The organism is Paracoccus sp. J55, assembly GCF_000513975.1.
Lineage (GTDB): Bacteria > Pseudomonadota > Alphaproteobacteria > Rhodobacterales > Rhodobacteraceae > Paracoccus.
This window is the reverse complement of the sequence record NZ_AZVA01000004.1, coordinates 95,942-115,203: the sequence shown is the minus strand read 5'-3', so window position 1 is coordinate 115,203 and position 19,262 is coordinate 95,942. Positions and strand designations below refer to the sequence as shown.

Annotated in this window: 17 protein-coding genes; 11 read left to right on the top strand and 6 right to left on the bottom strand. The window is 68.0% G+C overall.

The window, feature by feature from the left end:
- Positions 1-46: 46 nt before the first annotated feature.
- Positions 47-694 (top strand): lytic transglycosylase domain-containing protein, encoded by a 648-nt coding sequence (locus PARJ55_RS0105815; protein WP_028712167.1) that lies wholly within the window; start codon positions 47-49, stop codon positions 692-694.
- Between the two features lie 59 nt (positions 695-753).
- On the opposite strand, the gene PARJ55_RS0105810 is transcribed toward PARJ55_RS0105815, so the two are convergent.
- Positions 754-1,323: a YSC84-related protein gene (locus PARJ55_RS0105810; protein WP_198019317.1), complete on the bottom strand. Its 570-nt coding sequence runs from the start codon at positions 1,321-1,323 to the stop codon at positions 754-756.
- A gap of 88 nt (positions 1,324-1,411) precedes the next feature.
- Positions 1,412-2,410: a porphobilinogen synthase gene (gene hemB / locus PARJ55_RS0105805; RefSeq protein WP_028712165.1), complete on the bottom strand. Its 999-nt coding sequence runs from the start codon at positions 2,408-2,410 to the stop codon at positions 1,412-1,414.
- A 161-nt stretch (positions 2,411-2,571) separates the two neighbouring features.
- Here hemB and PARJ55_RS0105800 point away from each other — a divergent pair, with 161 nt between their 5' ends.
- A complete protein-coding gene (locus tag PARJ55_RS0105800; protein WP_028712164.1) occupies positions 2,572-3,138 on the top strand; it encodes a hypothetical protein in 567 nt (188 codons plus the stop codon).
- Positions 3,139-3,180: 42 nt separating this feature from the next.
- Positions 3,181-6,645 (top strand): transcription-repair coupling factor, encoded by a 3,465-nt coding sequence (gene mfd / locus PARJ55_RS0105795; RefSeq protein ID WP_028712163.1) that lies wholly within the window; start codon positions 3,181-3,183, stop codon positions 6,643-6,645.
- 162 nt (positions 6,646-6,807) lie between these two features.
- Here mfd and clpA read toward each other — a convergent pair whose 3' ends face one another.
- Both clpA and gloB read right to left on the bottom strand, forming a co-directional pair.
- On the bottom strand, positions 6,808-9,129 hold the full coding sequence (gene clpA, locus PARJ55_RS0105790) for an ATP-dependent Clp protease ATP-binding subunit ClpA (RefSeq protein WP_028712162.1): 2,322 nt from the start codon (positions 9,127-9,129) through the stop codon (positions 6,808-6,810).
- 262 nt (positions 9,130-9,391) lie between these two features.
- Positions 9,392-10,138: a hydroxyacylglutathione hydrolase gene (gene gloB / locus PARJ55_RS0105785; RefSeq protein WP_028712161.1), complete on the bottom strand. Its 747-nt coding sequence runs from the start codon at positions 10,136-10,138 to the stop codon at positions 9,392-9,394.
- Between the two features lie 51 nt (positions 10,139-10,189).
- On the opposite strand from gloB, the gene PARJ55_RS0105780 reads away from it, so the two are divergent.
- The 7 genes from PARJ55_RS0105780 (at position 10,190) to PARJ55_RS0105750 (ending at position 16,735) form a co-directional block, all read left to right on the top strand.
- Positions 10,190-10,972 carry a methyltransferase domain-containing protein gene (locus PARJ55_RS0105780; RefSeq protein WP_028712160.1) on the top strand — a complete coding sequence of 261 codons (783 nt, stop codon included), beginning with the start codon at positions 10,190-10,192 and terminating at the stop codon, positions 10,970-10,972.
- A 437-nt stretch (positions 10,973-11,409) separates the two neighbouring features.
- Complete coding sequence (locus tag PARJ55_RS0105775; protein WP_198019320.1) at positions 11,410-11,970, top strand: F0F1 ATP synthase subunit delta; 561 nt, start codon at positions 11,410-11,412, stop codon at positions 11,968-11,970.
- Complete coding sequence (atpA, locus tag PARJ55_RS0105770; protein ID WP_028712158.1) at positions 11,970-13,505, top strand: F0F1 ATP synthase subunit alpha; 1,536 nt, start codon at positions 11,970-11,972, stop codon at positions 13,503-13,505. Before PARJ55_RS0105775 ends, atpA begins: the two co-directional genes overlap by 1 nt.
- Positions 13,506-13,517: 12 nt before the next feature.
- Positions 13,518-14,390 (top strand): F0F1 ATP synthase subunit gamma, encoded by an 873-nt coding sequence (locus tag PARJ55_RS0105765; RefSeq protein WP_028712157.1) that lies wholly within the window; start codon positions 13,518-13,520, stop codon positions 14,388-14,390.
- A gap of 17 nt (positions 14,391-14,407) precedes the next feature.
- On the top strand, positions 14,408-15,832 hold the full coding sequence (atpD, locus tag PARJ55_RS0105760; protein WP_028712156.1) for a F0F1 ATP synthase subunit beta: 1,425 nt from the start codon (positions 14,408-14,410) through the stop codon (positions 15,830-15,832).
- Between the two features lie 9 nt (positions 15,833-15,841).
- On the top strand, positions 15,842-16,288 hold the full coding sequence (locus PARJ55_RS0105755) for a F0F1 ATP synthase subunit epsilon (protein ID WP_028712155.1): 447 nt from the start codon (positions 15,842-15,844) through the stop codon (positions 16,286-16,288).
- Positions 16,289-16,384: 96 nt separating this feature from the next.
- Complete coding sequence (locus PARJ55_RS0105750; protein ID WP_028712154.1) at positions 16,385-16,735, top strand: H-type lectin domain-containing protein; 351 nt, start codon at positions 16,385-16,387, stop codon at positions 16,733-16,735.
- Between the two features lie 8 nt (positions 16,736-16,743).
- Here the strand turns inward: PARJ55_RS0105750 and PARJ55_RS0105745 are convergent, their stop codons facing one another.
- Positions 16,744-17,514 (bottom strand): alpha/beta fold hydrolase, encoded by a 771-nt coding sequence (locus PARJ55_RS0105745; RefSeq protein ID WP_028712153.1) that lies wholly within the window; start codon positions 17,512-17,514, stop codon positions 16,744-16,746.
- A complete protein-coding gene (locus PARJ55_RS0105740) occupies positions 17,511-18,110 on the bottom strand; it encodes a 2-hydroxychromene-2-carboxylate isomerase (RefSeq protein ID WP_028712152.1) in 600 nt (199 codons plus the stop codon). Before PARJ55_RS0105740 ends, PARJ55_RS0105745 begins: the two co-directional genes overlap by 4 nt.
- 81 nt (positions 18,111-18,191) lie before the next feature.
- On the opposite strand from PARJ55_RS0105740, the gene PARJ55_RS0105735 reads away from it, so the two are divergent.
- Entirely contained in the window at positions 18,192-19,211 is a 1,020-nt protein-coding gene (locus tag PARJ55_RS0105735) for a ribose-phosphate pyrophosphokinase (protein WP_028712151.1), read from the top strand.
- The last annotated feature ends 51 nt before the right edge of the window (positions 19,212-19,262 follow it).

Here is a 19,262-nt window from a genome sequence, read left to right as displayed (position 1 = left end):
ATAGTGCCGCACAAAAAAAGACGACGGCATGCATGAGGGACCAGAGATGCTTTCACGCAATCGGGCGATGCTGCGCCAGTTTGGCCGGGCCGCGATGGCCCTGACGATTTCGGCCGGGCTGGCCGTTCCCGCCGCGGCCGATGGGCTGCGGCTGCAGGCGAAAAGCGGCAAGTCGCGGCTGGCGCAGTTCGAGCGCCAGACCCGGCTGATGGATTCGCGCCTGGCCGGGCAATACCAGCAATCGGCGCGGCTGCGCCCCGGCGGCACCTCGACCAAGAGCGTGGTCGAGCTGGACTTGCCGACCGCAGTTCCCGCCTATAACGGCAACCGGCGCAGCCAGTATCTGCCCCATGCCCGCGCCATGGCCCGCAAGCACGGCATCCCCGAGGACCTGTTCCTGCGGCTGGTGCAGCAGGAATCGGGCTGGAACCCCTCGGCGCGCTCGCACAAGGGCGCGCGGGGGCTGGCGCAGCTGATGCCGGGCACCGCCGCCAAGCTGGGCGTCGATCCGAACGACCCGATCCAGAACCTGGAAGGCGGCGCGCGCTATCTGCGCATGATGTACAACACCTTCGGCAACTGGCGGCTGGCCCTGGCGGCCTATAACGCCGGGCCGGCGGCGGTGGCGAAATACGGCGGCGTGCCGCCCTATCGCGAGACGCGCAACTACGTGCGCATCATCCACGGCAGCTGAAGCACAAAAGGCCGGGCAGGGCGCCCGGCCTTTCCGGTTCCGGTCGCGGGGCCGCGGCCTCAGAAGGTCGAGGGGATGATGCGGGTGTATTTCGTCCCGGCGATCGAGGCGCCGGCCATCAGCCCGGACTGGCCGAAGACCATCGCCACCACCGGCTGCTGCGAGGTGATGGTGTCGGTGCCCATCGAGACGCCGCCGGCGGGCAGGGCGTAATAGGCCCCGGCCTCGGCCACCCAGCCGGGCGCCTTGCGGAAATCGGCCAGCGCCGCATCGGTCTGGAAGATCAGCACATGCGCATATTGCTGGGCGCCGATCTGCAGGCCGACGCTGGCCTGGGTCGCCGAATAATAGTCCACCGTCACGTTGTTGATGCGCAGCGCGCCCTGGCCGTAGGCGCCGCCGACGCCGAATCCCGCCTCGGTCATCAGCGGCATGTAAAGCACGCCCTTGGCGTTCTGCACCATGGGCGCGACATTGGGATAGCTGCGCAGCAGGAAGTCCCGCGTCGCATCCACCCGCGCGTCCAGCCGCGAGGGCGCGTCCTGCCCGACCGCGTTCGAGCAGCCCGCAAGCCCCAGCGCCGCGCCGCCCAGCAGCAGGCCGCCCCGCAGCACAAGGCGCCGGCTCATCCCTCTGGAATTCATCATCTTTCGCCCTCGTTCCTGTTCGGCGGCTGGCCCGCCTGTCAAGGCGGCGATGATAAAGGACCGCCCGCCCTCATGCCAGCCTTTCGGCGACCTGCGGCGCGTAATAGGTCAGGATGCCGTCGCAGCCGGCGCGGCGGAAGGCGAGCAGGCTTTCGGCCACCACATCGCGCGACAGCCAGCCGTTGCGGATCGCGCCCTCGATCATCGCGTATTCGCCGCTGACCTGATAGGCGAAGGTCGGCGCCGCGAACTGGTCCCTGACCATGCGGCAGATGTCCAGATAGGGCATGCCGGGCTTGACCATGACCATGTCGGCGCCCTCGGAGAGGTCGCGGGCGACGCAGCGCATCGCCTCCTCGCGGTTCGCCGGGTTCACCTGATAGGTCTTCTTGTCGCCCACCAGCCGCCCCGAGGCGCCCACCGCGTCGCGGAACGGGCCATAGAAGCCGCTGGCGAATTTCGCCGCATAGGACAGGATCGCCACGTCCTTGTGGCCGTTCGCCTCCAGCAGGCCGCGCAAGGCGCCGATGCGCCCGTCCATCATGTCCGAGGGACCCAGGATATCCGCCCCCGCCTCGGCCTGGACCAGCGCCATGCGGCCGAGCGCCTCGACCGTCTCGTCGTTCAGGATCACGCCGTCGCGCACCAGCCCGTCATGGCCGTTGGCGTTATAGGGGTCCAGCGCGATATCGGTCATCACCGCCAGCTCGGGCGCGACCTCCTTGATGGCGCGGATGGCGCGGTTGCCGATGTTCTCGGGGTCCCAGGCGCGCTCGCAGCTCTCGGTCTTCAGGTCCGGATCGGAATGCGGAAAGATGCAGATCGCCGGGATGCCCAGCCGCATCGCGGTTTCCGCGGCGCGTTTCGCGCCCTCCAGCGTCAGCCGCTCGACCCCGGGCATCGAGGGGATCTCGCCCTCGCCGCCGGCGATCTCGGTCACGAAGATCGGCCAGATCAGGTTGGCGGGGGTCAGGTTCACCTCGGTCACCATGGCGCGCAGCGCCGGCGTGCGGCGCAGCCGGCGCAGGCGGGCGGCGGGGAAGGGGGCGGCGATCGGGGTCGGGGACATGGCGGGGCCTGTGGCTGCGGGGATCTGGACCCGAAACTGCACCCTGGGCCGGCAGCGTGCAACCCCCGTGGCGCCGCCTTCTGCCGGCGGCGGAAAATCGTGGTTTTCCTTTGCGTCACGCCCGGTTAGTTTGCCTGTCGCAACCGATGCAAGGAGAAGACGTGCTCCGACCCGAGGGAATCCTCGCCCTGCTGGACAGCCGGTCCTTCGGCTCGATCTGGTTCTGGGTGATCCTGACTCTGGCCTGGACCATGGCGGGGCGACGCATTCTCGGCGTGCCCTCGGACGTGATCGCGGGGGCCATCGGGGCCGAGCCGGGCCCCGAGGACGACCCGGCGGCGCTGACGCTGCTCGACTGGCTGTCGCTGACCCTGCCGCGCTGGCGCGTCGACCGGCGCGAAGGCGCGATCCTGCTGGGGCTGGGCTCGTTCCTGCTGACGACGCTGGCCATCCTGGGCTTCGGCTACGGGCTTGAGATGGCGCAGGCGCTGGTGCTGCTGGTCCTGCCCTTCGCCCTGCTTTTCGCGCTGGAACTGCGGCTGGCGCGGCGGCTGCGCGCGGTGCTGGCCCGCGCCGAGGTCGGCCAGCCGGTGAACGAGGCCGGGGCCGAGGCCGCGCGGCTGATGCGCCGCCACAAGGCGGTGATCGTGGCGATGTCGATCCTGGCCGTGGCGCTGACCGCCTTCTACGGCGCGGTCTGGATGATCGCGCATCCCTTCGGGTTCTGAACCGGTCTTGACTTCGCCCGTGCCGGCTTTACCTCGGGGCGCATGGCACCGCATCCCGAACACCTGATCCTGTCCGGCGCGCCCGAAGGCATGGACGCCGCGCTGGTCGCGCGCGAACTGGCCCGCGGCAATCCCGTCATCCACATCGCCCGCGACGACCGGCGCATGGCCGCGATGCGGGCGGCGCTGGGATTCTTCGCGCCTACGGCCGCGGTGCTGGAGTTTCCGGCCTGGGACACCACGCCCTATGACCGGGTCTCGCCCGCCGCCGGGGTGATGGCGGCGCGCATGGCGGTGCTGACGGCGCTGGTGCATGGCGCGCTGAAGGGGCCCTTCGTGCTGCTGACCACGCTGTCGGCCGCGATGCAGCGCGTGCCCGCGCGCGAGGCGCTGCGCGACGCCGGCTTCTCGGCCGCCGTGGGCGACCGCATGGATGAGGCCGCGTTGCGCGCCTTCCTTGCCCGCATGGGATTTTCCCAGGCCCCGACCGTGACCGAGCCCGGCGATTTCGCGGTCCGGGGCGGCATCATCGACATCTTCCCGCCCGGCGAATCCGGGCCGATCCGGCTGGACATGTTCGGCGACGTGCTGGAGGGCGCGCGCAGATTCGACGCGGAAACACAGCGTTCCATCGAAAAGCTCGACCGGATCGAGCTTGCGCCCATGTCCGAGGTGATCCTGGACGAAGCCGCCATCACCCGTTTTCGCCAGAACTACCGCGTGGAATACGGCGCCGCCGCCAACGATCCGCTTTACGAAGGCATCAGCGCCGGCCGCAAGATGGCGGGCATGGAGCATTGGCTGCCCTGGTTCCATGCCCGGCTGGAAAGCCTGTTCGACTACCTTCCCGACGCCTCGGTGGTGGCCGACGACCATCTGGACCAGGTCCGCGACGCGCGCTGGCACACGATCTCGGAACAGTTCGAGGCCCGGCGCGAGGCGCTGGCCCGCAAGGGGGGCACCGACACGGTCTATCGCCCGGTCCCGCCCGCCGAGATGTTCCCGGACGAGGCCGAATGGTCGCGCTGGCTGGCCGCGCATCGGGTGCTGCGCCTGTCGGTGCTGCCGCAGCCCCCCGGCCCCGGGGTGCTGGATGCCGGCGGCCGGGTCGGCCGCAGCTTCGCGCCCGAGCGGCAGGCCGAGAAGGGAAACCTTTTCAAGGCGCTCGCCGATCATATTCGAAGCCTTCAAGCTTCGCGCCGGGTGGTGATCGCCAGTTTCTCGGAAGGCGCGCGCGAACGGCTTGCCGGGCTGATCGCGGACGAGGGCATCAAGGGCGCCAAGCCCATCGCCGACCTGCGCGACCTGCCCGGCCAGCCCGGCGCGCTGGGTCTGGCAGTCTGGCCGCTGGAGGAGGGCTTCACCTCGGACGGCGCGGCGACCGGCGCGCTTGCGGTGATCTCGGAACAGGACGTGCTGGGCGACCGGCTGATCCGGGGCGCGAAACGGCGCCGCAAGGCCGAGAATTTCCTGCGCGACACCACCACGCTGACCCCCGGCGACCTGGTCGTGCATGTCGAGCACGGCATCGGCCGCTATACCGGGCTGGAAACCGTCAAGGCGCTTGGCGTGCCGCATGATTGCGTGGCGCTGGAATATGCCGGCGGCGACCGGCTTTACCTGCCGGTCGAGAATATCGAGCTGCTCAGCCGCTACGGGCATGAGGAGGGGCTGCTCGACAAGCTGGGCGGCGGCGCCTGGCAGGCGCGCAAGGCGCGGCTGAAGGAACGGATCAAGCTGATCGCCGACCGGCTGATGCGCGTCGCGGCCGAGCGTCTGCTGCGGCCCGCCCCGGTGCTGGAACCCGAGCATCACGAGATCGAAAGCTTCGCCGCCCGCTTTCCCTATGCCGAGACCGAGGACCAGGCCAGCGCCATCGCCGACGTGGCCGAGGATCTGGCCGCCGGCCGGCCGATGGACCGGCTGGTGGTGGGCGACGTGGGCTTCGGCAAGACCGAGGTCGCCATGCGCGCCGCCTTCATCGCCGCCTCGCAGGGCCGGCAGGCCGCGGTGGTGGCGCCGACCACGCTGCTGGCGCGCCAGCATTTCCGCACCTTCGCCGAACGTTTCCGCGGCACCGCGATCAATGTCCGGCCGTTGTCGCGCTTCGTCTCGGCGAAAGACGCGGCCGAGACCCGCAAGGGCTTGGCCGAGGGCACGGTCGACATCGTCGTCGGCACCCATGCCGTGCTGTCGAAGCAGGTGCGGTTCAAGAATCTCGGGTTGCTGATCGTCGATGAGGAGCAGCATTTCGGCGTCGCCCACAAGGAGCGGCTGAAGGAGCTGCGCAGCGACATCCACGTCCTGACCCTGACCGCGACGCCGATCCCGCGCACCTTGCAACTGTCGCTGACCGGGGTGCGGGACCTGTCGATCATCGGCACGCCGCCGGTGGACCGGCTGTCGATCCGCACCTACGTATCGGAGTTCGACAGCGTGACCATCCGCGAGGCGCTGCTGCGCGAGAAATATCGCGGCGGGCAGAGCTTCTTCGTCGTCCCGCGCCTGGCTGACCTGCCCGAGGTCGAGGAGTGGCTGAAGGAACACGTCCCCGAGGTCAGCACCATCGTCGCCCATGGCCAGCTGGCGGCGGGCGACCTGGACCGGCGCATGAACGCCTTTTACGACCGGGGGGCGGATGTGCTGCTGGCGACGACCATCGTGGAATCGGGGCTGGATATTCCGACCGCGAACACCATGGTGGTCTGGCGCGCCGACATGTTCGGCCTGGCGCAGCTTTACCAGATCCGCGGCCGGGTGGGGCGTTCCAAGACCCGGGCCTATTGCTACCTGACCACCAAGCCGCGCGTGCCGCTGACGCCCCAGGCGATGCGGCGGCTGAAGTTCCTGGGTTCCATCGACAGCCTCGGCGCCGGCTTCAACCTCGCCTCGCAGGACCTGGACTTGCGCGGCGCCGGGAACCTGCTGGGCGAGGAACAGTCCGGCCATATCAAGGAGGTGGGCTTCGAGCTTTACCAGCAGATGCTGGAGGAGACCATCGCCAAGCTGAAATCCGGCGAGATCGAGGGCACGCCCGAGGACGAATGGGCGCCGCAGCTGAACCTGGGCGTGCCGGTGACGATTCCCGAAAGCTATGTGCCCGACCTGGACGTGCGGCTGGGCCTTTATCGCCGGCTGGCCGAACTGACCACAAAGGTGGAGCTGGAAGGCTTCGCCGCCGAACTGATCGACCGGTTCGGTCCCCTGCCGCGCGAGGTCAACACGCTTCTGCTGGTCATCCGCATCAAGGCCATGGCCAAGCGCGCGAACATCGCCAAGCTGGACGCGGGGCCGAAGGGCGCGACCATCCAGTTCCACGGCGACAAGTTCCCCAATCCGGCCGGGCTGGTCGAGTTCATCCACGACCAGCGCGGCCAGGCCAAGGTCACCGACAACCGGATCGTCGTCCTGCGCGACTGGCCGACGGATGCCGACCGCATCAAGGGCAGTTTCGCCATCGCCAAGGAACTGGCGGCGAAGATCAAGGAAGGCAAGGCGAAGGGCTGAGGCCGGCCTGGCTTTTGCGGACCGCGCGGGCTTTTTCCGCCGCACCGGGGGCGCCGCCCCCGGACCCCCGGGATATTTCGGCAAGAAAGAAGCAGGCGGTCGGCCGGGATGCGCAAGAAAAAGGCGGCGCGCGAGGCGCCGCCCCAAAGGCTTTGGGCGGTATCAGTCCGCCGTCAGCAGCGGCGGCTTGGAATTGCTGATCCTGGGCGTTTCGGGTCCGGTGATGTCGAAGACGGGCTTGTCGTCCTCGATCCTCACCCGGACCACGCCGCCCTTGGTCAGGCGGCCGAACAGCAGTTCCTCGGCCAGCGGTTTCTTGATCGATTCCTGGATCACCCGGCCCAGCGGGCGGGCGCCCATCTTCTCGTCATAGCCGCGTTCGGCCAGCCAGTCGGCGGCTTCCGGCGTCAGCTCGATATGCACGCCGCGGTCGATCAGCTGCGCCTCGAGCTGGAGGACGAACTTCTCGACCACCTGGACGATGATCTCGCGCGAGAGCGGCGCGAAGCTGATCACCGCATCCAGCCGGTTGCGGAATTCCGGCGTGAAGGTGCGCTCGATGGCGGCGGTATCCTCGCCCTCGCGGCGCTCGCGGCCGAAGCCGAAGGCGGCCTTGGCCTGGTCCGCCGCCCCCGCGTTCGAGGTCATGATCAGGATCACGTTGCGGAAATCCACTTGGCGGCCGTTATGGTCGGTGAGCTTGCCGTGGTCCATGACCTGCAGCAGGATGTTGTAGACATCCGGATGCGCCTTTTCGATCTCGTCCAGCAGCAGCACGCAATGCGGATGCTGGTCCACCCCGTCGGTCAGAAGCCCGCCCTGGTCGAAGCCCACATAGCCCGGAGGCGCGCCGATCAGCCGGCTGACCGCATGTTTCTCCATGTATTCGGACATGTCGAAACGCAGCAGCTCGACGCCGAGGGTCGCGGCCAGCTGCTTGGCGACCTCGGTCTTGCCGACGCCGGTGGGGCCGGCGAAGAGATAGTTGCCGATCGGCTTTTCCGGCTCGCGCAGTCCGGCCCGGGCCAGCTTGATCGCCGAGGACAACGCCTCGATCGCCGCATCCTGGCCGAAGACCAGGCGCTTGAGCGTCGCGTCGAGGTCCTTGAGCACCGCCGCATCGTCCTTGGAGACGCTTTTCGGCGGGATGCGGGCGATCTTGGCCACCACGGCCTCGATCTCCTTCGGGCCGATGGTCTTGCGGCGCTTGCTTTCGCTGACCAGATGCTGCGCCGCGCCGGCCTCGTCGATCACGTCGATGGCCTTGTCGGGCAGCTTGCGGTCGTGGATGTAGCGGGCCGAGAGCTCGACCGCCATCTTGATCGCGTCATTGGTATAGCGCAGATCGTGATGCTTTTCGAAGCTGGGCTTCAGCCCCATCAGGATCTTGATCGTGTCGGGCACGGTCGGCTCGTTCACGTCGATCTTCTGGAAGCGGCGCGACAGCGCGCGGTCCTTTTCGAAATGCTGGCGGAACTCCTTGTAGGTGGTCGAGCCCATGCAGCGCAGCTTGCCGCCGGCCAGCGCCGGCTTCAGCAGGTTCGACGCGTCCATCGCGCCGCCCGAGGTGGCGCCGGCGCCGATCACGGTATGGATCTCGTCGATGAAGAGGATGGCGTCGGGATGCTCTTCCAACTCCTTGACCACGGCCTTCAGCCGCTCCTCGAAATCGCCGCGATAGCGGGTGCCGGCCAGCAGCGCGCCCATGTCGAGCGAGAAGATGGTCGAGCCGGCCAGCACGTCCGGCGTCTCGCCGCGGGTGATCTTGAGCGCAAGGCCCTCGGCGATGGCGGTCTTGCCGACCCCCGGATCGCCGACCAGCAGCGGGTTGTTCTTGCGCCGGCGGCAGAGCACCTGGATGCAGCGCTCGACCTCGTCGGCGCGGCCGATCAGCGGATCGACATCGCCCTTGGAGGCCTTCTTGTTCAGGTTCACGCAATATTTCGCCAGCGCGGATTCGTCCTTGGCCTGCACCTGTTCGGCCTGGGCCTGTTCGCCCTGCTGCTCGGAGCCCTGCACCGGGCGGTTTTCCGAGAAGGACGGGTTCTTGGCGACGCCATGGGCGATGAAGTTCACCGCGTCGTAGCGGGTCATGTCCAGCTCTTGCAGGAAGAAGGCGGCGTTCGATTCCCGCTCGGCGAAGATGGCGACAAGGACATTGGCCCCCGTCACCTCGGTCCGGCCCGAGCTTTGGACATGGATCGCGGCGCGCTGGATCACGCGCTGGAATGCGGCGGTGGGGACAGCCTCGGAACCCTCGACATCGGTGATGAGGGTCGAAAGGTCGTCTTCGATGAACTCGACCAGCATCCGGCGCAACTCGTCCAGATCGACATTGCAGGCCCGCATTACCTTCACGGCATCGGGCTCCTCCGTCAGCGCGAGCAGCAGGTGCTCGAGCGTGGCAAGCTCATGGCGATGTTCGTTGGCCAGCGCAAGCGCGGCATGGATGGCCTGTTCCAACGAGGTCGAAAAGGACGGCACTTCAAGCTCCTGTCAGTCGGCTGGCGGTATGGGCCGCCAGATTTAGCGGTCCACCTGACCAGACTGTCACGATACAGTTAAGATTTGGTGGATTTGGCCGCAATTCAAGCGGTATTTGCTTTTACGCCTGCGGATTTTCCCGCGGTTGAGGCAGAAGTGATATCCCGGTGGCCAGATTTCAAGCAGATGGTCCGGCGCAGGCGACCGGCCGCGCGCGGGGCCGGCCTGCCGCCGAATAATCTTGCCGCGTTGCAGAAATGGTTCAGAATCGGTCCTTCCTGGCGCGCAGCTCGGCAAAGACCCGGGCATCGGTTTCCCCGGACAATCCAAGGGAATCAGCAAGTTCCGCGACCCGCAGGAAGGGATTCGTCGCCCGTTCCTCGGCCAGGGTCGAGGGCGCGCAGGGCCGGGCGCCCGAGGCGGTTTCGGCCAGTCTTTTCTGCAACGCGGCATTGTCGGGATCGACCGAAAGGGCGAAGGCGCCATTGCCGCGGCAATAATCGTGGCCCGAGCAGACCAGCGTCTCGGCCGGCAGCGCATTCAGCCGCGACAGCGAGGCCCACATCATTTCCGCATCGCCCTCGAACAGCCGGCCGCAGCCGAGCGCCATCAGGCTGTCGGCGGTGAAGACCATGGCCGAGCCCGGAAGGTGGAAGGCGACATGGCCGACGGTATGGCCGGAGACGTCGAGGACCTCCGCCGTCTCGCCGCACAGGGCGAAACGCTCGCCGGGGCGGACCGGGCGGTCCAGCGGCGGCAGGCGGGCGGCGTCATCGGCATTGCCGATCACCTGCGCGCCGGTTTTCCCGACCAGCTCGGGCACGGCCTGGATGTGGTCGGCATGGTGATGGGTCAGCGCGATCTGGTCCAGCGACCAGCCGCGCGCCTGCAGCTCCTGCAGGATGGGCGCGGCCTCGGGCGCATCGACCAGCGCCGTCTGCCCGTTTCCGTGCAGCAGCCAGGCATAGTTGTCGGTCAGGCAGCGGACGGGAACCAGCTCCAGCGGCATTGGCAAACTCCTCTCTTTGCCGCAGTCTGGCCCCGGGAGGCCGGAGGCGCAATGCATCACGACGTGTTCGAGCTGCGGAAATTCTACTACACCCGCGCCCTGGGCCGGGTGGTGCAGCGCGTGCTGCGCGACCGGCTGACGGCGCTGTGGCCGCCGGAGCAGACGCAGGGCATGACGGTCGCCGGCTTCGGCTTCGCCGCGCCGCTGATGCGGCCCTATCTGGCGCGGGCGCGGCGGGTGGTTTCGCTGATGCCGGGGCCGCAGGGGGTGATGGCCTGGCCGGCCGGGATGTCGAACTGCTCGGTGCTGTGCGAGGAGACGGCCTGGCCGCTGGATACCGGCAGCGTCGACCGGCTGGTGCTGCTGCATGCGCTGGAGACGGCGGACCATCCGGCGGTGCTGCTGGACGAGGCCTGGCGTGTCTTGGGGCCGGGGGGGCGGATGCTGGCCATGGTGCCGAACCGGGCCGGGCTCTGGGCGCGGTCCGAGTCCACGCCCTTCGGCCTTGGCCGCAGCTATACGGCGGGCCAGCTCGAGGTGCAGGCCCGCGCCGCCGGCTTCGTCACCGAACGCACGGGCGCGGCGCTCTACATCCCGCCCTCGGACCGCCGCTTCTGGCTGAAAAGCGCGCAGATGTGGGAGCGGGCCGGCCTGCGCATCAGCCAGGTGCTGGTGGCGGGGGTGGTGCTGACCGAGTTTTCCAAGCAGGTGCAGGCGCCGGTCGGGCCCGGACGGCGTGTCAGCGTGCCGAGCCCGCTCGACGTTCTGGAGGGGATCGCCCGGCCGCGGCCGGCGGGGCAGGGCGCAGGACGCACGGCCCGGGATCCCGGCTGACGGGGCCGGCGCCGCTCGGGTTCCGGGCGAATCCCGGGGGTTGGGCAGGGGGCGGCGAATCCTGTTCGCGCGCCGGCCGGGCCGCGGGCTTGGTTCCGGCGGCTGCGGCGCGCCGAGGCGCAGCTGCGCGGGCCCGCCTCGGTGCCTTTCGGACACGACGGGATGGGAAAAAGGGAATCTGTTCGCGCGCGCGAAGGGCGGGGTGGGCCGCATGTTTGCGCAATCGGTCGCCGCGCCGCTCCGCCAAGGGTCGCAAAGCCTCATATTTCCGTGTTCAAGGCGGTTGCGGCAGGGAAAATCACCTGCTAGAGACGCCGCAGATTTCGGGAAGGCCTCAGCCCGATCCATGCCAGGGCCGACCCTTGACCCGCGCTCCGCGACAGACCGGCCCGCCAGCCGGCCCGCCAGCGGAGCTTGCGCTAACCGGAAGGATGACCGTGGCCAATTCCGCTTCGATTTCCGCTGATATCGCCGGGCGTTACGCGCAGGCCCTGTTCGATCTGGTTCGGGACTCGGGCGGCCTCGACGCCCTCTCCGCCCAGATCGACGATCTGGCCTCGGCCTTTGACGCCAGCGAGGATCTGCGCGCTCTGACCGTCTCGCCCCTTTACGACCGTCAGCAGCAGGAGGCCGCGATCGGCGCACTGGCCGGGCGCATGGGCCTGTCGGCCGAGCTGGCCAACACGCTGCGCCTGATGGCCCGGAACCGCCGGCTGTTCGCCCTGCCGCAGTTCGCGGCCAAGCTGCGCGGCCTGATCGCCGACGCCAAGGGCGAAGTCACCGCCGACGTGGTCAGCGCCCAGGCGCTGAGCGACGAACAGAAGACCCGCCTTGCGGACACGCTGGCCGCGAAATCGGGCAAGAAGGTCAAACTGAACGCGCGCGTCGATGAAAGCCTCATCGGCGGCATGATCGTCAAACTGGGCTCGCAGATGATCGACAGCTCGATCCGCTCGAAGCTCGCCTCCCTCCAGAATGCTATGAAAGAGGTCGGATAATGGGAATCCAGGCAGCCGAAATCTCGGCCATCCTCAAGGATCAGATCAAGAATTTCGGTCAGGACGCCGAGGTGGCCGAGGTCGGGCAGGTGCTGTCCGTCGGTGACGGCATCGCCCGCGTCTATGGCCTGGACAAGGTTCAGGCCGGCGAGATGGTCGAGTTCCCGGGCGGCATCCGCGGCATGGTGCTGAACCTTGAAACCGACAACGTCGGCGTCGTGATCTTCGGCGACGACCGCGACATCAAGGAAGGCGACACCGTCAAGCGGACCGGCGCCATCGTGGAGGTTCCCGCCGGCAAGGAGCTGCTGGGCCGCGTCGTGGACGCGCTCGGCAACCCGATCGACGGCAAGGGCCCGCTGAACGCCTCGGAGCGCCGCATCGCCGACGTCAAGGCCCCCGGCATCATGCCGCGCAAATCGGTGCACGAGCCGATGGCGACCGGCCTGAAATCGGTGGACGCCATGATCCCGGTCGGCCGCGGCCAGCGCGAGCTGATCATCGGCGACCGCCAGACCGGCAAGACCGCCATCGCGCTGGACACCATCCTGAACCAGGCGAACTACAACGGCCGCGAGGCCGATGGCATGAAGACCCTGCACTGCATCTATGTCGCCGTCGGCCAGAAGCGCTCGACCGTGGCCCAGCTGGTGAAGAAGCTGGAAGAGACCGGCGCCATGGCCTACACCACCGTCGTGGCCGCGACCGCCTCGGACCCGGCGCCGATGCAGTATCTGGCGCCCTATTCGGCCACCGCCATGGGCGAGTATTTCCGCGACAACGGCATGGATGCGCTGATCATCTATGACGACCTGTCGAAGCAGGCCGTGGCCTATCGCCAGATGTCGCTGCTGCTGCGCCGCCCGCCGGGGCGCGAGGCCTATCCGGGCGACGTGTTCTACCTGCATTCGCGCCTGCTGGAGCGTTCGGCCAAGCTGAACGAGGCCAATGGCGGCGGCTCGCTGACCGCGCTGCCGATCATCGAGACCCAGGCGGGCGACGTGTCGGCCTATATCCCGACCAACGTGATCTCGATCACCGACGGCCAGATCTTCCTGGAAACCGAGCTGTTCTTCCAGGGCATCCGCCCGGCCGTGAACACCGGCCTTTCGGTGTCGCGCGTCGGCTCGGCCGCCCAGACCAAGGCGATGAAATCCGTCGCCGGCCCGGTCAAGCTGGAACTGGCGCAGTATCGCGAGATGGCGGCCTTCGCGCAGTTCGGCTCGGACCTCGACGCCGCGACGCAGAAGCTCCTGAACCGCGGCGCCCGCCTGACCGAGCTGATGAAGCAGCCGCAATACTCGCCGCTGACCAATGCCGAGATCGTCATCGTCATCTATGCCGGCACCAAGGGCTATCTGGACGGCATCCCGGTCCGCGACGTGACCAAATGGGAGCAGGGGCTGATCCAGTATCTGCGCAACCAGAAGGCCGATCTGCTTGAGGACATGACCAGGAACGACCGCAAGGTGGCGGGCGAGCTTGAGGATGCGATCAAGGCAGCGCTGGACGGCTACGCCAAGACCTACGCCTGAGGGGAGGGATAGATGCCCAGCCTCAAGGATCTCAAGAACCGGATCGGCAGCGTCAAGAACACGCGCAAGATCACCAAGGCGATGCAGATGGTCGCCGCCGCGAAACTGCGCCGCGCGCAGGAAGCGGCGGAAGCCGCGCGCCCCTATGCCGACCGGATGGCCTCGGTGATGGCCGGGCTGACCGCTGCGGCGGCGGGCTCGGACCTGGCGCCGCGGCTGCTGGCGGGGACCGGCGAGGATCGCCGTCACCTGCTGGTGGTGATGACCTCGGAGCGCGGGCTTGCGGGCGGGTTCAACTCGTCCATCGTCAAGCTCGCCCGCCAGCGCCTGCAGGACCTGCAGGCGCAGGGCAAGCAGGTGTCGATCCTGACCGTCGGCAAGAAGGGCCGCGAGCAGCTCAAGCGCGAATATGGCGAGCTCTTCGTCCATCACGTCGACATGAGCGAGGTCAAGCGCATCGGCTATGACAATGCGCGCGCCATCGCCGACGAGATTCTCGACCGGTTCGACGCCGGCGGGTTCGACGTGGCGACGCTGTTCTACAACCGCTTCGAATCCGTCATCAGCCAGGTTCCGACCGCCCGGCAGATCATCCCCGCCGTGGTCGAGGAGGGCGAGGCCGAGGCTTCGGCGCTCTATGACTACGAACCGGACGAGCACGCGATCCTGAACGACCTGCTGCCGCGCTCGGTGGCGACGCAGGTCTTTGCGGCGCTGCTGGAGAACGCGGCCTCGGAACAGGGCGCGCGGATGACCGCCATGGACAACGCCACGCGCAATGCCGGCGACATGATCGACAGGCTGACGACGGAATACAACCGCTCGCGTCAGGCCGCGATCACCAAGGAACTGATTGAAATCATCTCGGGCGCAGAGGCGCTCTGACACGTAGAGGTAGAGACATGGCAGAGGCCAATGGAAAAATCACGCAGGTGATCGGCGCCGTCGTCGACGTGCAGTTCGACGGCCAGCTTCCCGCGATTCTGAACGCTCTGGAAACCGAGAACAACGGCAAGCGCCTGGTGCTGGAAGTGGCCCAGCACCTGGGCGAGAACACCGTCCGCACCATCGCCATGGACGCGACCGAAGGTCTGGTCCGCGGCCTGCCGGTGAAGGATACCGGCGGCCCGATCATGGTTCCGGTCGGCGATGCGACCCTGGGCCGCATCCTGAACGTCGTCGGCGAGCCGGTCGATGAAGGCGGCCCGGTCGAGGCGTCCGAGACCCGCGCCATCCACCAGCCGGCCCCGGATTTCGCCGCCCAGGCGACCGCGTCCGAGATCCTCGTCACCGGCATCAAGGTCATCGACCTGCTGGCCCCCTATTCCAAGGGCGGCAAGATCGGCCTGTTCGGCGGCGCCGGCGTGGGCAAGACGGTTCTGATCATGGAACTGATCAACAACATCGCCAAGGTGCATTCGGGCTATTCGGTGTTCGCGGGCGTGGGCGAGCGGACCCGCGAAGGCAACGACCTTTACCACGAGATGGTGGAATCGGGCGTCATCAAGCCCGACAGCCTGTCGCAATCGCAGGTGGCGCTGGTCTATGGCCAGATGAACGAGCCTCCGGGGGCGCGGATGCGCGTGGCGCTGACCGGCCTGACCCTGGCCGAACAGTTCCGCGACCAGTCGGGCACCGATGTGCTGTTCTTCGTGGACAACATCTTCCGCTTCACCCAGGCGGGTTCCGAGGTGTCGGCGCTTCTGGGCCGCATCCCCTCGGCCGTGGGCTACCAGCCGACGCTGGCCACCGACATGGGCGCGCTGCAGGAACGCATCACCTCGACCAAGGCCGGCTCGATCACCTCGGTGCAGGCAATCTACGTTCCGGCCGACGACCTGACCGACCCCGCGCCGGCGACCTCCTTCGCGCATCTCGACGCCACGACCGTGCTGTCGCGCGCGATCTCGGAGCTTGGCATCTATCCGGCGGTTGACCCGCTCGACTCGACCTCGCGGATCCTCGATCCGGCCATCGTCGGCGAAGAGCATTACCAGGTCGCCCGCGACGTCCAGGGCATCCTGCAGAAATACAAGTCGCTGCAGGACATCATCGCCATTCTCGGCATGGACGAGCTGTCGGAAGAGGACAAGCTGACCGTGGCCCGCGCCCGCAAGATCCAGCGTTTCCTGTCGCAGCCCTTCGACGTGGCCAAGGTCTTCACCGGCTCTGATGGCGTGCAGGTGCCGCTGGAGGACACGATCCGCTCGTTCAAGGCGGTGGTGGCCGGCGAATACGACCACCTGCCGGAAGCGGCCTTCTACATGGTCGGCGGCATCGAGGAAGTGAAAGCCAAGGCTCAGCGTCTCGCCGCTGACGCGGCGTAAGGAGGCGACATGGCCGACACGATGCAGTTCGACCTCGTCTCGCCGGAACGGAACCTGGTTTCCGTCCCGGTGCGCGAGGTGCGCCTGCCCGGCGCCGAGGGCGACCTGACGGCGATGCCCGGCCATGCGCCGGCCATCGTCAACCTGCGCCCCGGTCTGGTGACCGTGGTGGCAGGCGACGGGTCCGAGACGGAATTCGCGGTGACCGGCGGCTTCGCCGAGATCAACAACGACTCCGTCACCCTGCTGGCCGAACGCGGGCATCCCCGGGCCGAGATGACCCAGGAGGTCTTCAACGAGATGATGGCCCAGGCCCATCGTCGCGTTCAGGCCGCCAAGGAACGCGAATCTGCCGGAGAGGAGCTGGTCGCCGCCGCGGTCAAGCTGCTGGCCGACATGGAGGCGCTTGGCACCCATATCGGGCTGGACCCGAACCAGGCCAATTTCCCGCATTAGCTGGATATTGACTAAAAGGATAATAAGCCCCGGTTTTCCCGGGGCTTTATTTATCCGCTGCCGTGGAATTTCATGGTGCGAAGGGAGGAGCGCGCCTTGAGACGTTTTGGACATTTCGCCGTGGGCGTCGCCCAGGGCTCGGCCGAGATGTTTTCGGCCTTCGAGAGCGGCGGGCCGATGTGGACCGGCCACGGCCCGCGGGTCGAAACCCAGGACGTGCGCTTTGACGAAAGCTTCGCCGAGCCGCCGGTGGTGCATGTCTCGCTGAGCATGTGGGACATCGACCGCAACGCCAACCAGCGCGCCGACATCCAGGCGGTGAACATCACCCGGCAGGGTTTCGCGCTGCAGTTCCGCACCTGGGGCGACACCCGCGTGGCGCGGGTGCGGGCCAGCTGGTTGGCCGTCGGCCCGGTCCGGCATGAGGAGGACTGGGATCTGGAATGATCCGCCGCTCAGGCGCGGTCCAGATTCAGCCCGATCAGCTCGGCGACCTGCCGGGGATGGGTGATCGGCAGCATGTGGCCGGCCCCCGGAACGCGGGCGCGCCCGACATCCGGCAGGCGGGCCGCCAGCGCGTCGGCGATTGCCGGGATCACCGGCGGGGATTCCTCGCCCATGACGATCAGCACCGGCGCGTCGATGGCCTCCAGCCCGCCCTCGCGCAGGATATTGGCGGTATCCTGGCGCAGCGCCTCGTTGCTGGCCTGGACCAGATGGATCTGCCGCGCCAGGCGCGCCTTGCCCGCGGGGGTCTGCGATTGCCAGTCGAGCCCGCCCCAGATGGCCAGGAAAGCCTCGGCCGCCTCGGCATCCGCGCCGGCGGCAAGCCGCGCCGCGATATCGTCCAGCAGCGCGTCGTTCATGGCCTCGGGCGCGGCGGCGAACAGCACCGGCTCGATCAGGGTCAGGCTGCGCACTGCCTCGGGCGCCGCCACGGCGATGCGCAGCGCGACGGTGGCGCCCATGCTGTGCCCGATCAGGTCCAGCGGCCGGTCGATCAGCGACGCCGCCTCGCGGGTCACGAAGGTATGGTAATCGGGCGGCCGGCCGGCCCAGTCGGGGCTCTGGCCATGGCCGGGCAGGTCGGGCGCGGCGATCTGCACGCGGTCGTGCAGATCCGCGGCGATGGGCCGCCAATAGCGGGCATTGCCCATCATGCAATGCAGCGCCAGGGCCGGGCGGTCCTCGTGCCCCGGCCAGCGCCTCAGATGCAGCGCGCTCACAGGCTTTCCAGGTGCCGGTCGAGAAAATCCAGCCGGTCCTGGCCCCAGAAACGCTCGCCGCTTTCGCGCACCACATAGAAGGGCGAGCCGAAGACGCCGGCCTCGACCGCCTCTTCGAGGTTGCGGCCGAAGGTCTCGGCCCCGACAAACAGGCCCTTGTTGGCAAGCTCGGGATCGAAGCCGGCGGCGGCGAGCCTGTCGCGGATCACCGCGTCGTCGGCGATGTCGGCATCCTCGGCCCAGACCGCGCGCAGGAAGCCCTGCACCAGCCCCGGCAGGTCGCCGCCGCCGGCCTCTTGCGCGGCGATGATGGCATAGGAGGAGGGCGCCGGGTTCACCGGCCAGAAGGCGGGCTTCAGCTTCAGGGGCATGCCCAGATGCTCGGACCAGCGCCGCAACTCCTGCGCGCGGTATTCCATCCGCGAGGGGTGGCGGTTCGCGGGCCGCACGCCGCCGGTGCGGTCGAAAAGCTGCAGCAGATCCACCGGCTTGTAGGTGATCGTCGCGCCGTGGCCCGCGGCGATCCGTTCGAGCCGGTCGCCGGCCAGATAGGCCCAGGGGCTGGGTGTGCCGAAGTAATAGTCGATATGCGCCATGGGTGAGCCTCCGGGGTTTGCGGGCAGGCTAGCCCGGTGCTAAGCGGGGTGCAATCGCACGAATCCAGACAGGGAAAGCCCATGCCGGCCATGACCGAACCGAAGCTCATCGCGGGGAATGCGAACCGGCCTCTGGCCAATGCCATCGCCCGCCGCATGTCGATGCATCGCGGGATGAATGTCGCCCCCGTCGAGGCGCGGGTCGAGCGTTTCAACGATCAGGAGATCTTCGTCGAGGTCTATGAGAACGTCCGCGGCGAGGACATGTTCATCATCCAGCCGACCTCGAACCCGGCCAATGACAACCTGATGGAGCTGCTGATCATGACCGACGCGCTGAAGCGTTCGTCGGCGGCGCGCATCACCGCGGTGATCCCCTATTTCGGCTATGCCCGCCAGGACCGCCGCGCCAAGGCCCGCACGCCGATCAGCGCCAAGCTGGTCGCCAACCTGCTGACCGAGGCGGGGGTGGACCGGGTGCTGACGCTGGACCTGCACGCGGCGCAGATCCAGGGCTTTTTCGATATTCCGGTGGACAACCTCTATGCCGCGCCGGTCTTTGCCCTGGACATCAAGCATCATTTCCGCGAGCGGCTGTCCGATCTGATGGTGATCTCGCCCGATGTGGGCGGCGTGGCGCGGGCGCGGGAACTGGCGCAGCGCATCGGCGCGCCCTTGGCCATCGTCGACAAGCGCCGCGAGAAGCCGGGCGAGGTGGCCGAGATGACGGTGATCGGCGACGTGACCGGCAAGACCTGCATCATCGTCGACGACATCTGCGATACCGCCGGCACGCTGTGCAAGGCGGCGCAGGTGCTGACCGAGCACGGCGCGACCGAGGTGCATGCCTATATCACCCACGGCGTCCTTTCCGGCCCGGCGGTCGAGCGGGTGCAGGGCTCGGTGATGAAATCGCTGGTGATCACCGATTCCATCGAGCCGACCGAGAAGGTGAGATCCGCCTCGAACATCCGCATCGTGCCGACCGCGCCGATGTTCGCCCAGGCGATCCTGAACATCTGGAACGGCACCTCGGTCAGCTCGCTTTTCGAGGTCGATACGCTGGGGCCGATCTACGAAGGGCTCTATTCCGGCGTCTGACCGCAACCCGGACAAGGCAAGGCCCCGGATCCCAAAGGTCCCGGGGCCTTT

What these genes read in the sequence shown, in the direction of transcription:
- PARJ55_RS0105740 (WP_028712152.1), bottom strand. Translation starts at nt 18,110, where the DNA reads ATGGCGCATATCGACTATTACTTCGGCACACCCAGCCCCTGGGCCTAT.
- hemB (WP_028712165.1), bottom strand. Translation starts at nt 2,410, where the DNA reads ATGTCCCCGACCCCGATCGCCGCCCCCTTCCCCGCCGCCCGCCTGCGC.
- PARJ55_RS0105780 (WP_028712160.1), top strand. Translation starts at nt 10,190, where the DNA reads ATGCATCACGACGTGTTCGAGCTGCGGAAATTCTACTACACCCGCGCC.
- PARJ55_RS0105765 (WP_028712157.1), top strand. Translation starts at nt 13,518, where the DNA reads ATGCCCAGCCTCAAGGATCTCAAGAACCGGATCGGCAGCGTCAAGAAC.
- mfd (WP_028712163.1), top strand. Translation starts at nt 3,181, where the DNA reads ATGGCACCGCATCCCGAACACCTGATCCTGTCCGGCGCGCCCGAAGGC.
- atpA (WP_028712158.1), top strand. Translation starts at nt 11,970, where the DNA reads ATGGGAATCCAGGCAGCCGAAATCTCGGCCATCCTCAAGGATCAGATC.
- gloB (WP_028712161.1), bottom strand. Translation starts at nt 10,138, where the DNA reads ATGCCGCTGGAGCTGGTTCCCGTCCGCTGCCTGACCGACAACTATGCC.
- PARJ55_RS0105735 (WP_028712151.1), top strand. Translation starts at nt 18,192, where the DNA reads ATGCCGGCCATGACCGAACCGAAGCTCATCGCGGGGAATGCGAACCGG.
- PARJ55_RS0105755 (WP_028712155.1), top strand. Translation starts at nt 15,842, where the DNA reads ATGGCCGACACGATGCAGTTCGACCTCGTCTCGCCGGAACGGAACCTG.
- PARJ55_RS0105815 (WP_028712167.1), top strand. Translation starts at nt 47, where the DNA reads ATGCTTTCACGCAATCGGGCGATGCTGCGCCAGTTTGGCCGGGCCGCG.
- PARJ55_RS0105810 (WP_198019317.1), bottom strand. Translation starts at nt 1,323, where the DNA reads ATGAGCCGGCGCCTTGTGCTGCGGGGCGGCCTGCTGCTGGGCGGCGCG.
- atpD (WP_028712156.1), top strand. Translation starts at nt 14,408, where the DNA reads ATGGCAGAGGCCAATGGAAAAATCACGCAGGTGATCGGCGCCGTCGTC.